The sequence below is a fragment of the Paenibacillus alkaliterrae genome (assembly GCF_021532375.1).
Classification (GTDB): Bacteria; Bacillota; Bacilli; order Paenibacillales; family Paenibacillaceae; genus Pristimantibacillus; species Pristimantibacillus alkaliterrae.
Map to the genome: position 1 here is coordinate 1 of NZ_JAKGAP010000106.1, position 13390 is coordinate 13390.

The following is a 13390-nucleotide window of genomic DNA, read 5'->3' on the forward strand; positions in this document are numbered from 1 at the left end:
GCCTCCGGCTGCACACGCCATTCATTGTCCCTCATTAACGTCATCCTTGGCAAGAAAAAGCCGCCCGTTTCCCGATAGGGGAACTGAGCGGCAACAAAATAGCTTAATCCGTTGTCCAAGTGTTTCTATTTGGCCTTTTCTAAATAGACTGGTCATATGTTTCCTTCAGACGCTTTATGTCAGCTTTGGGAGGAAAACCAAACATACGAGAATATTCACGGCTAAACTGAGATGCACTTTCGTAGCCTACCCGGTAGGCAACCTCAGAAGCATCCGCCGATTCCGTTAATAATAGGCGCCGAGCTTCTTGCAACCGAAGCTGTTTTTGGAATTGAAGAGGGCTCATAGCAGTGATTTCTTTAAATTGTCTATGTAACGAAGAAATACTCATATTCGCTATTTCGGCAAGTTCTTCAATCCGAAAAGAACTATCATAGTTATTCATTATCTGTTCAATAACATCTTTGATTTGATGGGTTGAGCTTCCCTCCATTACAATTTGCTCCAAAGTAATTCCATTCTGACCTTGCAGCACCCGATAAAGAATTTCCTTCGTAAATAGTGGAGCAAGCACCGGAATATCTTTAGGATTATCAAGCAAACGAACTAACCTGATGACCGCATCTAACAACGATGATTCCATCTGGCTGACAAACATAGCTCGCTTAGGAATTTCTTTCGGTTCAACTCGAATTTCAGAATCATGTAAAACCTCTAAGATCTGACTCGGTGTAAATTCAAGTTTGAAACCCAAATATGGAACATCGGGAGTGGCATCAGTGACTTGGGCGGTAACTGGCAAGTGAACGGATGCAACAAGGTAATCGCTAGGACTGTACCTAAAGCGCTCCTGTGCCAGCCATACCTCCTTTGCCCCTTGAACTATCATACAAAAGGAAGGCTTGTAAACTCCGTGGCTTTGTCCGGCCGCATTTGAGACACGCATGAAAAATAAGGACGGAATAGCAGTTGGGTGAACACCGTCCTTTTCTGAATAGCGCTCAATGATTTTGGCGAGCTCATTCTGCTGTTTAGTAATTATTTCAGACATTTGATTCTCCTTGTTCCTATTCTTTATTGTTCAATTATAGTCCGTATTCATTTGTTACATAAGTGGTAGTGAGAGGATTAGGCAAACATTTGGCACAAATGGGATAACGGACTCTTTGTCATCTGGTGCATAATAAGGATGAGAAGGGGGGAGCGATGTCCAACGTCTCACTGGGCAGATTAAATCGATTTAAACATAATTATTGAAAATACTGGAGGATTTTATATATGCAAAAAATAATTTTGAACAATCGTGTTGAGATGCCTATACTCGGTTTTGGTGTTTTTCAGATTGCAGATCAAAATGAATGTGAACAAAGCGTTTATGACGCTATTATGGCAGGATATCGGCTGATTGATACCGCTGCCTCTTATCTAAATGAAGCAGCAGTTGGCAGAGCGATCAAACGGAGTGGCGTGACAAGAGAGGAATTATTTATCACTACGAAACTTTGGGTTCAGGATGCTGGTTATGAGAGTACAAAAAAAGCCTTTGAAAAATCACTGGAAAGATTGCAATTGGATTATTTGGATTTGTATTTAATTCATCAGCCATTTGGCGATTTGTATGGTTCTTGGCGCGCTATGGAGGAATTGTATCGTGAAGGAAAGGTCCGTGCAATTGGCGTTAGTAACTTCCAGATGGATCGTCTGATCGATTTGATTATTCATAATGAAGTAGTTCCTGCCGTAAACCAGGTTGAAACACACCCTTTCAACCAGCAAATCGAAAGTGCGAAATTCATGAAAGAGAACAATGTTCAGATCCAATCCTGGGCGCCTTTTGCTGAAGGAAAAAACAACTTGTTCCAGAATGAGGTATTGGTATCCATAGCTGAAAAGTATAATAAATCCGTTGCTCAGGTGGTTTTACGTTGGTTGACACAAAGAGAAGTTGTTGTGATTCCAAAGTCTGTTCGTAAAGAAAAAATTATCGAAAATTTCAATATCTTTGATTTTGAATTAAGCCATGAGGATTTGGAGTCGATTACTACGTTAGATACGAAACAGAGCCTGTTCTTTTCACATAACGATCCTGAAATGGTGAAATGGATCGGTACCCGTAAACTTGATATCTAACAATCGCTATTTCGAAAGATCACCGACAGGTTCTAATCCAGGTATTTATTAAGCAAATCTGCCCGTTAGCGGAGCAAAGGGCTGCTGGGTGCAGCCCTTTCCATTATTGAACTATCGTTCCCGTTAGCGTAATCGTCAGATGTCCAATGAAACAAATTCCTCTCCCATAATTTTTTACACGTAAGCGTCTATACATATTTTTTTCATAATGATAACGTACCCTTCGTAGACGGAATAACATCGCCTGTTATCCTAATTGCTTTCTTCAACGCATCGCCGAATGCCACAAAAATTGCCTCATTTATATGGTGTGTATTTCTGCCGTATTCCAAATTGATGTGCATGGTTATCCCGCTATTATGCGCTACAGCGAGAAAAAACTCTTCGGTTAATTCGGTTTCAAACTCGCCTGCTCGTGTTGACGGCATTTCCACGTTAAACACTAAAAAAGAGCGATTAGATATACTCAAATCCACTAATGCTAAGCTCTCATCCATAGGTATACGCGAACTACCATAACGGTTTATGCCTTTTTTATCCCCTATAGCCTTTTTGATTGCTTGCCCCAAGCATATTCCAATGTCCTCAACCGTGTGATGCCCATCTATCTCTAAATCACCTTTGCAATCCACATTTAGTTTTATTCCTGCCCTAAAAGCAAAAAGCGTGAGCATATGGTTAAAGAATCCAATTCCCGTGTTGATGTTGCCTTCACTGTATTCATCGAGATTAAGCTCCAGTTTAATTTCTGTTTCTTTTGTTTTTCTGTTAATTAATGCCTCTCGCACCATAACAAACTCCCTTCTTAACTGAGGTATTGCCTTTTGGTATTGCTAGCCGAATGAATTCGATTAAGACCACATCCTTTATCACTTTACTTCTCTAATATATTACAGTAATAAAGTGATAATGTAAAGTTATGTAAGTCGGTCAGCCACGCTAAACTGCCAGTTAGCGGAGAAGGCTGCCATTCTATTGCTGTCGGCAACCTTCTCCTGATGTTTATTGAGCAACAATTATCCGTTAGTGCAATAATCAAGACTTAATATTATAAGATAAATTCAAATTCAATTTCGTGGCGAACAGGTAGCCTTTTAATCCAATCAGTGGTATCGATGGCTTTATTTTCCGGGCTTCAGTGATGGCATTTTGATGAACTGCCTTTATGTCAAAGCCTCTTTTTTGATAAAAGCGAATAGCCTTTATATTATCATTTGAAGTGAGGAGAATATTTTCTCTGGATGTGATCAAGTCGTATAAGTGCGGAAAAGATTCCCGATTCGTGGCTCTATCGTATAAATCCGTGAAGGTATCCGTCATGCCGTAATAATCCCAATATCTCAAGGCTTGCACTGTGGCATCCCTCCTTATTAGAGGTAATGTTCCCACGTTCTTACCCGATCGGTGCAATTCACGTTTGGAAAATGATCGTTCTTTTCAGTTAGACTTGGGGCTTTTCCTCCGCTCCCATTACAGGAGATTCTTCGGTCGTGCACCTACCCTCACAAGGATAAATGCATTTCGGCTTTTGCCGTATAGCAACCACTTCGGGTGACAGCCCTTATTGCAGCGTTCATGGTTCCGTCATTCCCATCCTCGGTTGTAAAGTTAAGATTAATCTTGTAATCTCCTGCTTTTCACGCTGAAGGCGCTTATAGCAGAACTTGTCGAGCGGTACCCGTTAATTGAAGAACATTTACCTATGTCGTTACTTTACTTTGACATTCGCCATGTCAAGGCATCCCCAACAAGAGTGTTGAGGCATGTAAAAACGAACCCAAAAGGCCTTAAAACGCAAATATGAGCCTCTAAGGGATATCCTATTTTTTCTATTTCCGCCAAAAAGTTAAACAGTCTGCCTTATCCAAAATATTGAACTCGATCATTTTCTCAAGTAATGAGAAATCAACCGGACTATCCCACTGGATACGTACCAACTCCTTGCTGTGATCATAGCCAGCCTGCACAATTTCATCAGAAAAATGATTAATCCCTGCCTTTTCAGGGGCAACAGCCAAATGATGTTTGGCTACGCTAAAGCCAATAATAAATGTGCCGTGATCGGTAAACATAGGCTGATTCCACGCAATTTTTGGCATTAAATTTGGAAATTTCTTAGTTACCCAATCCAAAATTTCTTCCGTTCGGGCCCGATGTTGCGGGTTATCAATACGCGCTAAATATTCTACAAAAACTTCCATGTTGTTCCCTCCTAAAATATAAGTTATGTCATTCAGAGAAGTTCCTCAAACCCATTCGTCGTTAAAACTCCTCACAGAACCGCTAAGACACTTGTCCCCGTTAATTGAAGATAATTATCAAGATAGCTATTGTGTATTTAACTTCGATCAACGCACCGGTAAGCTGCAGCGATTACTAACCCGTCTGTTCTCGGGCGGGACTTTCCGCTAAGGACCGGTCTGCATAAGTCGCCTTCGGCCTTCGGCGGCCCGTTGGCCCGACCAGCCATCGCCCGAACGGCAGCTTTTCCAGCAGACTGGCCAAACCGATCGCACCTGCCACAACCAAGATAAACGTAATCAACGCCGCCGGCAGATGAGACCCGCTGAGCTGCATGGGCCGCGTTACCACGCTCACCAGCATGAGCACAAACGCGTGAGCCAGAAAACCTCCGAACGAATGCCGTCCGATAAACCGCAGGATGCGGTAAAGCGCACCTTTCAGTCTCTGCAACATCAGCGCGAACCCGTACAGCAGAAGCAGCTCAGAGACGATGATCAAGAAAGTGGAAGGCTTCAAATAGCTGGAAACCTGTAAATTCATTCGCTCCGCCGAGAAGCGCAGAACATCGTAACCAAGCCAAATATACGCCCCGATGAACACTAACATCGTCCAACCCATCGCATCAGCCGCAAACGTCCGAAACCTGGCCAGGCCGAAGGCGCATACGCAGCCTATCAGGAAGTAGAATACGTACATGACAAAATAATAAGAGCGGTACGTGATCAGCCCCGCCCAAAAGCCGCCCGCGGAAGCGGCCCAGCCAGGCATTTTGTAATAGGACAGCCACAATAGCGCGCCGTACATCAGGCCGAGCGCCACGGACGCCCACGCAACCCGGTGGAATGATCTCCCTTCCGGATGAGGGTGTAGACGCTCGCGGAACGGTTCGATCACCTTGGAGAACAGCGGGAATAACAAATAAAACTGAAAAATCATAATGATAAACCACAGATGGTAGCCGTTGGTCGGCTTTACCAGCTGCAAGAAGATATTCGGCCAAGCCGAAGGCTGCATTAGCTTGGAGCCGATAACCCCTTCCACCGCGATCCAATAAATAATCGTCCAGCATAGAAAAGGAACAAAAATATCACCGAACCTTTTTCGAATAAACGAACGGTAGTTCAGCTTCCCGCTGTAATTGTAAAATAGGATGAGACCGGACAGGAACACGAACGCCGGCGTGCCGAACCGGGTGAAATGAAACAGCATCGCCAGCATGATCGAGTCTGCCGGCATGATGTCCGGCCGATAAATATACTCCGCAATGCAGTGCTGAAGCGTCACCGCCAAAAAAGCAAACGCACGAAGAAGCGTCACTTCTTCGATCCGTTCTTTTTTCTGACGAACCTCCGGCTCAGACGCCTTCTCTTCGATTCCCGCTTGCAGATTTTTCATAGTTCCCCCTCTATTCTAAGAAGCAAAAGATATTTCAGATTATATCGGACAAACATTAGAGGAAGATGAAATAGGGTAAATATAAGCCTCCCCTCCGGCAGCACGAACTGGTCGAAAAACGCCAGTTAATTGGTCTCAGTCACGCTCTATTCATACATTTAACGGGAAAATCAGGCGGTATTCACGGGTATTATTTCCTAAACAAACCAAAGAGCCATTGCCGATTTGGCAATAGCTCTTTGGTTTGTTCGTTGCTGCGGCTGTTAACGGTTTGCCAAAATGGCATCTATTTCGCTCTTCAGTAATAGATATCTATGCACGCTTCTCAATATAGGCACCTTAGTCAGCTTGTGCTTGTCCACGTATATCTTCATCTGATCCTTTGTTAGACCGAATAAAGCTCCCGCTTCAGAAACCGTTAACACCTCTTCTTTGCTCGTCGCATTGAACGTTTTCTTCACTTTCTGATTCCAGTCCTCTGATAAATACATACACACGCAACCCTTCTTCTTCTCAACCAACGATCGATAACGTCGTTATTTATCCATTATACCACTAAACGCAAGCCCCTGGCTTCCAGAAGACATGCTTATAACATCCGTTTCAGCAGATCGGTTTATTTATTTGCCGCTATTTAAGACCATAGCGTTGTATTCTTCATCCATGGCGGTTAATATATAGGTTTAACGTAGTATGGACGGCAATGATATGTACGAGCTTAATTTTCACAATGTCTATCCCTTCTTCAGGAAATGCCCGTCGAAAGTTATCAAAAAGATGAAATTTCTTCCCTTTTCTCCTTTAGCTGTTGCTAATATGGAAGCGCTATACTACTATAAAAATGAAGTAAATCCAATAAAGAAAGTTGGTTTTATCGATGAAAGAAATTCCGATTCCGTACGTCCGCAGCAATCAAGTCGGCATCGTCACTATTATAATGATCGCAATCGCGCTGCAATTGCCTTGGCTCATCGCTGCGCTATGGTTCATTCAAACGGCCGGACTCGTATTTGGCCCGAAGGCTAATCTGTTTATTCTGATTGCCCGTCCCTTCCTTGCCGGCCGCATCGCTTCCGCCGACACGGAAGCGGCAGAGCTGCAGCGATTCAATAACTCGCTCGGCGTAGGTTTTCTGACCTTTTCGCTGATAAGCTTTGCGTTTGGCTGGACACTCACCGGTTACCTCTTCGCAGGCATGATGGCGGCTGCCGCTCTAGTGGCTATCCTCGGCTATTGCATCGGCTGCACGATGTATTTCCAGTACAAGCAATTCCGTGCACGGAGATTGAAGCGTGACTAACCAGGCCTGCTAAAGAAAAAAATGGCTGCTCCGCAAAGGATAAGATTCCCATGCGGAGCAGCCATCTTTCGTTTTCCGAAAAACCCAGTCTATATAAATTAAACTAATTAATCATGCGAGATCACGGCTGCACCGGCAGCATGAACCGGAAAAACGCCAGCTAATTGGTCTCAGACACGCTCTATTCATGCATTTAACGGGAAAACTAGGCGGTATTACGGGAATAATCTCTTCAAGTCGTCAAACTGACCACATTAGCGGGACAAATTCCAGTTAAGCTAGATTTACTCGCATAGTTTATCCAGCACACCTGGCTTATACGCCCGGGCAAGCAGATGGCAGCGGCAGTCTGCTTTTTTCATTGAAGTAACGGGCAGTAATGTGTAATAATATATCTAAATCGATTGAATAATTATTCATATAATTGTATTATTATACTAAAACGATGTGGGGGACAAAATGGATAATAAAGTTATTGAAGAACTATCATTGAACAACTGGCAGCCATTATCTACTTTACTTTACGATGGATGGGTAATGCGATTTTCAGATGGTTATACGAAACGTGCTAATTCAATTAATCCTATTCATATTTCGACTTATGATTTGAACCTTAAAATCCAAGAATGTGAAAAGATATATTCAAGCAATAACCTGCGCACTACATATAAAATAACTCCCTTTGTTCACCCTGAAAATCTAGATGAAGTTTTAGAGGAAAGAGGCTATTCTTTAATTGATTTTACAAGTGTCCAGACCTTAACGTTAGATGATATCATCGAACCTTCATTAAATTCCGTAAACATAGACGAGAATCTAAATGTTGAGTGGTTAGATAATTTTTGTAGACTTAATAATATCGAAGAAAAAAATAAGTATACGATGAAACAAATGTTGACCAATGTCATGACTAAAAAAAGCTTTGTATCGCTTTATTATAAGGAACATGTGATTGCTTGTGGTCTTGGGGTTATAGAAAGGGAATACATAGGACTTTATGATATCGTCACTGATATTAATTATGAATACTCCCGCCACTTACCTTTGCTGTCGCTTCGGATGAAGTGGGGGTTTCTGATGTCTCAACCTGACTTATCTCAGGATGCTTAACATCCGTGGAGTTGACACATTGACGGATCGGTGACCGTCCAACCCCTCTATCCCATTAGCATCTTTGGCGGAGGCTTTTGGGAATACTTTTCGCAAAATATTGGCCGCGCCGTTCACGTCGGCATGAATCAAACCCTTCGCGCTCTGGTACAGCCCGCGATGAATCCGCGTCCCCGAGAAAGTCCAGGTGCCGCTTTCTTCATAATGTGGCAGCGGATCGTGATCCAGAAAGCTGGCTTTCGAGGTGTACGCTTCTTCGGTCGGGATGACCGCGATCCCCTGTTCAGCCGCTTTGTATTGGATCATCGATATCAGCAACTGATGAGGAACATGACAGAACGATTGATTGTTTCGCCGTCCGATCGCAGGCGCTTGCTTCCATCCGTCGTTATGTCCAATCACGATCGTGCCGATGTGTTGCTCCACAGCCAGCTTAATGATGTGATGACTCGCTTTGTGGAACAGGTCTTTGATTCTGCGACGGCGCTTTAGATGCAATCGTTCTAATCGTCTGGACGTATGAACACCTTCGCGCGGCTCTTTGCCTTGACGCAGGATTCCTGTATAATGGCGTCCAGGTGCATCTGCATCGTGTCGATCACGTGTTGCTGCAAGGGCTGAAGCGGCTCATTCTGCTGATAGGCGGTAAACACTTGCCGGATAAAGAAGTTGGTCGTGTTATACATGTTTTTGGCATGCTGACAAATCTGCTCCAAATACGCATATAACCGATGACCAGGCTTAATCCACACTTGCTGGGTTCTGTATATCGTCTTTGATTCTGACATGACTTCACCTCCATTTCGCACACTAAATACAAACATATGTTCTATTTATATTTTACCGCACGTGGGTTGGAAAAGGAAGAACATGTTGTGAGAGATTTCAAGAAGTCGCCGATTCACCTCACCACTTGCAGAAGTGGAAGTCCTCTCGGCGGGAGTGGATAGAAAATCAGAATATGATCGTGACGGGAGATGTTGGATATCGCTTGACGGTAGGGAAGTTTTTGAAGCATCGACACGGAAGTGGATTGAAGACCATCGTAAATATATCAATATGTATTACGAAGACATTATAAAAGAAACAAATCGTAAAGGCATATATTCAACAATGTATAACGTAAGGGCTGAGGCAATAATAGATCGGTCAGGCAAACTCAACAAACGGGAGTAATGTGCCATACTAAATAAAGGATATTTGTGGTAAATGTAGAATTTAACAATCGTGTTGTATACATAAAAGTGGAAAAAATGGCGGGGTTGATCATTGAAATCGATGCATACTAAAACTAAGAGGGTGTGGAGATGTTTGTAACGATATCAGCAACAGTATTCTCTGCTTTAATTGCAATTGTAATTCTTTTTCAAATTGCGTTAGCGGCAGGAATGCCTTGGGGAAGTTATGCGATGGGCGGGAAGTTTCCTGGAAAGTTTCCACCAACGATGCGTATAGCCGCATTAATTCAGGTTATTATTCTATCATTAATTGCCTCAATAGTACTAATTAAGTCTGGTCTCATATTTCCTGATTGGTCTTCGTTCACAGAAGCAGCTATCTGGTTTGTTGTTGCTTTCTCGGTGATTGCTACATTACTGAACGTAATTACAAGGAGCGTTTGGGAGAGGAGAATTTGGGCACCTGTGTGTTTGCTAATGCTCATTACAAGTATTATCGTAGCCATTGGTTAATCGGACTATAGCTCATTATCGTCCATAAGACATTTTCCAAATCTGGTCTGCTATGGATTCCATTCATCAATCGTTTTTGATTCGATTGAATGCTTTTTGAAGCTTTTCTCCATACTCCGTTTCAGCGAAATTGGGGGTTTGCGTTTTCGAATCAACACCGCTGTAATAAAGAACGAGATAATTTTGTGCCTTATAGACAATCGGGGAATGGGAACTGAGAAGTTGTTGACGCTCTTGAAAGTGTTTTTGCCCAAGTTCCCGTCTTTCTTTGGAACCAAAGTCATAAACCAAAATAGTTTCTAAGGTGTTATCAAGTTTATAACTGACGGGTGTGATACCATCAAGTATAGAAATATCAGTGTTTTTTTGGAGTTCAGTAATGCCGATTCCTTCCGAACCAATAGCCTCAGCCAATGATGCAGCCTTTTGCTGTTGAGTTGAACAAGCAGTTAATAGTAACAAACTCAAAAATGTTCAACCCACCCGACACCGTTCATGAAGCAAGCATATGTAAGACGCAGGAAATATGAAAAGGTTGCAGTTTCGTCCAATCAGAGCAAAAATAAAAGCGGTCCACATTCCCATCCATGTTACAGCTAACTTCATAAGTCTTACAGGAATGTTTAACTGAACAGGCTACCGAATTTTCGGCAGCCTATTATCATTGCACAATCATGTCCCGTTAGAATTATTCATATAGTATCCAATTGTTCCGGCAGCGTTGCCCAATTATCTTCGATCCAATGCATTTCTTCGATAAACCGGCCAAGTAATCCACGCAGATCGCTTTCAGAACGAACCTCCGTACGAAGCCACCAGATGGATTCGATCAAGTAAAGCATGCGCATAGCCCGGGGGAGCATGCCTTGTGACACTTCCGAATGTCCACGGTACCCATCCATAAACGCTCGAGCTGTCTCCATCCGCATCTGGCCGTCCCGCAAAGCCCCTGACAAGACTGCACGAGCCACATCGATTTCCTGGTACGCCATCGTCATTCGGTCAAAATCGACAATGCCGGCCAACCCCTGCCCATGCAGCAAAATGTTATCCACCCACAAATCCCAATGCAGCCATCCGGTCGGACATGATTCAAACATACGAAAATCCACTGATTTTACAATGGTCTGTGACCGCCTAAGCCACTCCATTACAGTCTTATCTCCCGCCTCTTGCGCCTTTTCCCAGTTGCCCTGCCACTCTCGCAGATAGACGTCCCTGTCCGGCTTCCAGGCAGGCTTGTCTAACGGCGGTACGGATCGCAGCCACTTATGCATTAGCCCAGTCGCCACGCCTAATTCAAACATTTGAGCGGCATTCAAGCAACCAGCTTTAGAGGTATGTCCGTCCACCCAATCCAGCACCGTATAAAATAAACCCGACGGCGTTTCCTGTATGAACTGCCCGTTGTAAAGATAAACCTTTGGGCACGGTATTCCGGCTACGCTCATCCCATGCTGCAGTTGTAGCGTCTTCTCGATCGCGCTTCTTCTCTCAGGATGCGTATGCAACTTGTATCGCTCCGGGTTATAATACTTTATAAATAACGGCCCGAGGTCCGTTACCATCTTCCACTTGACGTTGAGCCAGCCCTTATCGATTGGCATCACTTCTCTCACGGATAGTCCGAACCGATCCTTTAAATGAACCACGATTTCCGCTGCCCAACGCTCTTTCACATCTTGAGTCATATGGCGGCAAACATATCCTTTCAGCGATTATTTATTTAATTCTTCTGCCTTTAGATCGCTTGTCCGAGCCTGTCATATCTTCTTTTTACAAGAAGTAGCCCTTTGAATCTAAGGCACTTCAATGGCCCGCCAATAAAAATATCTGATGCAGGTCCCCAGATGATCGAAATCAAGCATTCAGAATTTTAGTTTACAATTCCCCTGCCCACTCTCTATAGAATCGTTTTACATAGTCCTCCATGTAAGTATGCCTCTCCTCGGCGATACGCCTAGCTGATTTAGTATTTATGAGGTTTTTCAGCTTTAACAACTTCTCGTGAAAATGATTAATTGCAGAGCTTTTCTCATTGCGATATTGTTCTGGGGTCATGGTTCTGCGTGGTGACAGCTGCGGGTCATGAATAGGATGGCCTTTCCAACCTGCGTATAAGAAAGTTCGGGCGATAGCAATAGCTCCAATGGCATCGAGTCTATCTGCATCTTGAACTACTTGTCCTTCAAGGGTACTCATTGGTGAATTTATTCCTGCATTGTAGGACATCGTTGAAATTATTTCCAAGATATGCTCTTTCTCCACTTTGGTAATCGGCTGCTCATCCAACCAATGTCGTACTTTGCTAAGTCCAACTTCTTTCGATTCATTCAACTTCTCATCAGCTACATCATGCAATAGAGCAGTCATTATGCAGATGAAGACATTAGCGTTTTCTTCGTGAGCCAAATGATTGGCCATCTGCACTACTCTATGAATATGCCACCAATCATGACCGGTCAGATCATTTTCTAATTGTGATTTCGCAAAGCTTCTAGTTGCTAATATTACCTGTTCATGCTCTGAGTTTATCTCAATTTGCATCTAGAATTCTAATCCCCTTTCAATTGGAACTAAATAAGCTTTTGTTCCCTTATGATTTATTCGCGATAACATGTGTATAACCTCCTAATAATATTGAATCCAGATCTCCATGTAATCTCCACTCGATTTTCGGGTAACTGATTCACCCAGTTGTGTCCGATGTGAAGTGATAGTTCCATCATGAGAAATAATAAAAATTCACATGTTTGTGTTCAAATCAGTCAAACTGATAAGATGTATTCATGTCCATTTGCTCCTTAAAAAATAAAGAGGTAAAGGGATTCAATCCCCTTACCTCTGCCACGGCGAATTCACGAACCCAATAATGCCCATATTTAGCAAAGTTGCATCTTTCATTTGAATCTCACATTTGATTAAACGCTTGACTGATCAAATGATCTCGATATGCTAGATCCATCGCTGCAACGATTCTTTTATTGGGTTTACTCATTTTGGGTTTGATTTTCGTTTCGTTTTTTAGCACATTGAAGGCCATTCGTTTTACAATCACTAGATTATGGTACGCTGCCTTGTCGAGGGTTTTATTGTGGTCGTCTCCAAATGTCACATCCAGGCTCCAATGCATACTTTCAACTCCCCAATGTTTCCTAGCTGCCCGTGCGAAATCGGCCACGTTGTCAACGCTTCCGATGAAATAAGCCGTTTCTGTCGTTGTTAGAGTAGGGTTCGCAATCATCGTGACCTCGCGTTTCACCATTCCAATCCCCATCAATTTGGCCCAGTCGGTCTTTGCATCGATGATCCCATCCAGATCCGTAGTATACCAATAGGTACGTCTCTCCAAGCGCCCATGCCCTTTTTCAAGGGTACTGTGCATGCGGATCGCCTCTCCTTCGGCATCACTTAATGTCCCGGCTTGTTCCGCGATTTTCTTTTGAGCTCCCATGGCATCAATGGTCACAATACAGCCTTTGATCATCAATTGTTCCAGCAGGGCCGGAATAGCTGTGAT

General features: G+C 43.3%; 15 protein-coding genes and 1 pseudogene. 4 read left to right on the forward strand and 12 right to left on the reverse strand.

What is annotated here, in order from left to right:
• Positions 1-139 precede the first annotated feature (139 nt).
• Positions 140-1051, reverse strand: a complete 912-nt coding sequence (locus L1N85_RS25610) for an AraC family transcriptional regulator (RefSeq protein ID WP_235241856.1) — start codon at positions 1049-1051, stop codon at positions 140-142.
• A 227-nt stretch (positions 1052-1278) separates the two neighbouring features.
• Here L1N85_RS25610 and L1N85_RS25615 point away from each other — a divergent pair, with 227 nt between their 5' ends.
• The gene (locus L1N85_RS25615) at positions 1279-2130 is read left to right on the forward strand and encodes an aldo/keto reductase (RefSeq protein WP_235241857.1); all 852 of its coding nucleotides are present in this window, start codon (positions 1279-1281) and stop codon (positions 2128-2130) included.
• Positions 2131-2333: 203 nt separating this feature from the next.
• On the opposite strand, the gene hisB is transcribed toward L1N85_RS25615, so the two are convergent.
• From hisB to L1N85_RS25645, 5 genes are all read right to left on the reverse strand, one after another.
• Positions 2334-2918 carry an imidazoleglycerol-phosphate dehydratase HisB gene (gene hisB / locus L1N85_RS25620; protein ID WP_056636610.1) on the reverse strand — a complete coding sequence of 195 codons (585 nt, stop codon included), beginning with the start codon at positions 2916-2918 and terminating at the stop codon, positions 2334-2336.
• A gap of 247 nt (positions 2919-3165) precedes the next feature.
• Positions 3166-3483: an N-acetyltransferase gene (locus tag L1N85_RS27760; RefSeq protein WP_328285295.1), complete on the reverse strand. Its 318-nt coding sequence runs from the start codon at positions 3481-3483 to the stop codon at positions 3166-3168.
• 476 nt (positions 3484-3959) lie between these two features.
• Entirely contained in the window at positions 3960-4331 is a 372-nt protein-coding gene (locus L1N85_RS25635) for an iron chaperone (RefSeq protein ID WP_235241858.1), read from the reverse strand.
• A 175-nt stretch (positions 4332-4506) separates the two neighbouring features.
• Positions 4507-5769, reverse strand: a complete 1263-nt coding sequence (locus L1N85_RS25640; RefSeq protein WP_235241859.1) for an acyltransferase — start codon at positions 5767-5769, stop codon at positions 4507-4509.
• Between the two features lie 263 nt (positions 5770-6032).
• A complete protein-coding gene (locus tag L1N85_RS25645; protein WP_235241860.1) occupies positions 6033-6260 on the reverse strand; it encodes a DNA-binding protein in 228 nt (75 codons plus the stop codon).
• A 386-nt stretch (positions 6261-6646) separates the two neighbouring features.
• Here L1N85_RS25645 and L1N85_RS25650 point away from each other — a divergent pair, with 386 nt between their 5' ends.
• Complete coding sequence (locus tag L1N85_RS25650) at positions 6647-7069, forward strand: DUF4395 domain-containing protein (protein WP_235241861.1); 423 nt, start codon at positions 6647-6649, stop codon at positions 7067-7069.
• A gap of 459 nt (positions 7070-7528) precedes the next feature.
• Positions 7529-8179, forward strand: a complete 651-nt coding sequence (locus L1N85_RS25655) for a GNAT family N-acetyltransferase (RefSeq protein WP_235241862.1) — start codon at positions 7529-7531, stop codon at positions 8177-8179.
• Here L1N85_RS25655 and L1N85_RS25660 read toward each other — a convergent pair.
• Positions 8162-8749: pseudogene (locus L1N85_RS25660) on the reverse strand (IS200/IS605 family accessory protein TnpB-related protein); the annotation flags it as partial. The gene L1N85_RS25655 and the pseudogene L1N85_RS25660 sit on opposite strands and share 18 nt — an antisense overlap.
• The gene (locus L1N85_RS28105; RefSeq protein ID WP_407946572.1) at positions 8683-8967 is read right to left on the reverse strand and encodes a hypothetical protein; all 285 of its coding nucleotides are present in this window, start codon (positions 8965-8967) and stop codon (positions 8683-8685) included. The gene L1N85_RS28105 and the pseudogene L1N85_RS25660, both read right to left, overlap by 67 nt.
• A gap of 519 nt (positions 8968-9486) precedes the next feature.
• Here L1N85_RS28105 and L1N85_RS25665 point away from each other — a divergent pair.
• Positions 9487-9870 (forward strand): hypothetical protein, encoded by a 384-nt coding sequence (locus L1N85_RS25665; protein WP_235241863.1) that lies wholly within the window; start codon positions 9487-9489, stop codon positions 9868-9870.
• A 66-nt stretch (positions 9871-9936) separates the two neighbouring features.
• Here L1N85_RS25665 and L1N85_RS25670 read toward each other — a convergent pair whose 3' ends face one another.
• The 4 genes from L1N85_RS25670 to L1N85_RS25685 all read right to left on the reverse strand — a co-directional run.
• Complete coding sequence (locus L1N85_RS25670; RefSeq protein WP_235241864.1) at positions 9937-10338, reverse strand: hypothetical protein; 402 nt, start codon at positions 10336-10338, stop codon at positions 9937-9939.
• Positions 10339-10562: 224 nt separating this feature from the next.
• Positions 10563-11561 carry a phosphotransferase enzyme family protein gene (locus L1N85_RS25675; protein WP_235241865.1) on the reverse strand — a complete coding sequence of 333 codons (999 nt, stop codon included), beginning with the start codon at positions 11559-11561 and terminating at the stop codon, positions 10563-10565.
• Positions 11562-11751: 190 nt separating this feature from the next.
• The gene (locus L1N85_RS25680) at positions 11752-12417 is read right to left on the reverse strand and encodes an HD domain-containing protein (RefSeq protein WP_235241866.1); all 666 of its coding nucleotides are present in this window, start codon (positions 12415-12417) and stop codon (positions 11752-11754) included.
• Between the two features lie 364 nt (positions 12418-12781).
• A partial coding sequence (locus L1N85_RS25685) for an ISAs1 family transposase (RefSeq protein WP_235241867.1) occupies positions 12782-13390 on the reverse strand: 609 nt, incomplete at its 5' end.

What these genes read in the sequence shown, in the direction of transcription:
- L1N85_RS25610 (WP_235241856.1), bottom strand. Translation starts at nt 1,051, where the DNA reads ATGTCTGAAATAATTACTAAACAGCAGAATGAGCTCGCCAAAATCATT.
- L1N85_RS25615 (WP_235241857.1), top strand. Translation starts at nt 1,279, where the DNA reads ATGCAAAAAATAATTTTGAACAATCGTGTTGAGATGCCTATACTCGGT.
- L1N85_RS25635 (WP_235241858.1), bottom strand. Translation starts at nt 4,331, where the DNA reads ATGGAAGTTTTTGTAGAATATTTAGCGCGTATTGATAACCCGCAACAT.
- L1N85_RS25640 (WP_235241859.1), bottom strand. Translation starts at nt 5,769, where the DNA reads ATGAAAAATCTGCAAGCGGGAATCGAAGAGAAGGCGTCTGAGCCGGAG.
- L1N85_RS25645 (WP_235241860.1), bottom strand. Translation starts at nt 6,260, where the DNA reads ATGTATTTATCAGAGGACTGGAATCAGAAAGTGAAGAAAACGTTCAAT.
- L1N85_RS25650 (WP_235241861.1), top strand. Translation starts at nt 6,647, where the DNA reads ATGAAAGAAATTCCGATTCCGTACGTCCGCAGCAATCAAGTCGGCATC.
- L1N85_RS25655 (WP_235241862.1), top strand. Translation starts at nt 7,529, where the DNA reads ATGGATAATAAAGTTATTGAAGAACTATCATTGAACAACTGGCAGCCA.
- L1N85_RS28105 (WP_407946572.1), bottom strand. Translation starts at nt 8,967, where the DNA reads ATGTCAGAATCAAAGACGATATACAGAACCCAGCAAGTGTGGATTAAG.
- L1N85_RS25665 (WP_235241863.1), top strand. Translation starts at nt 9,487, where the DNA reads ATGTTTGTAACGATATCAGCAACAGTATTCTCTGCTTTAATTGCAATT.
- L1N85_RS25675 (WP_235241865.1), bottom strand. Translation starts at nt 11,561, where the DNA reads ATGACTCAAGATGTGAAAGAGCGTTGGGCAGCGGAAATCGTGGTTCAT.
- L1N85_RS25680 (WP_235241866.1), bottom strand. Translation starts at nt 12,417, where the DNA reads ATGCAAATTGAGATAAACTCAGAGCATGAACAGGTAATATTAGCAACT.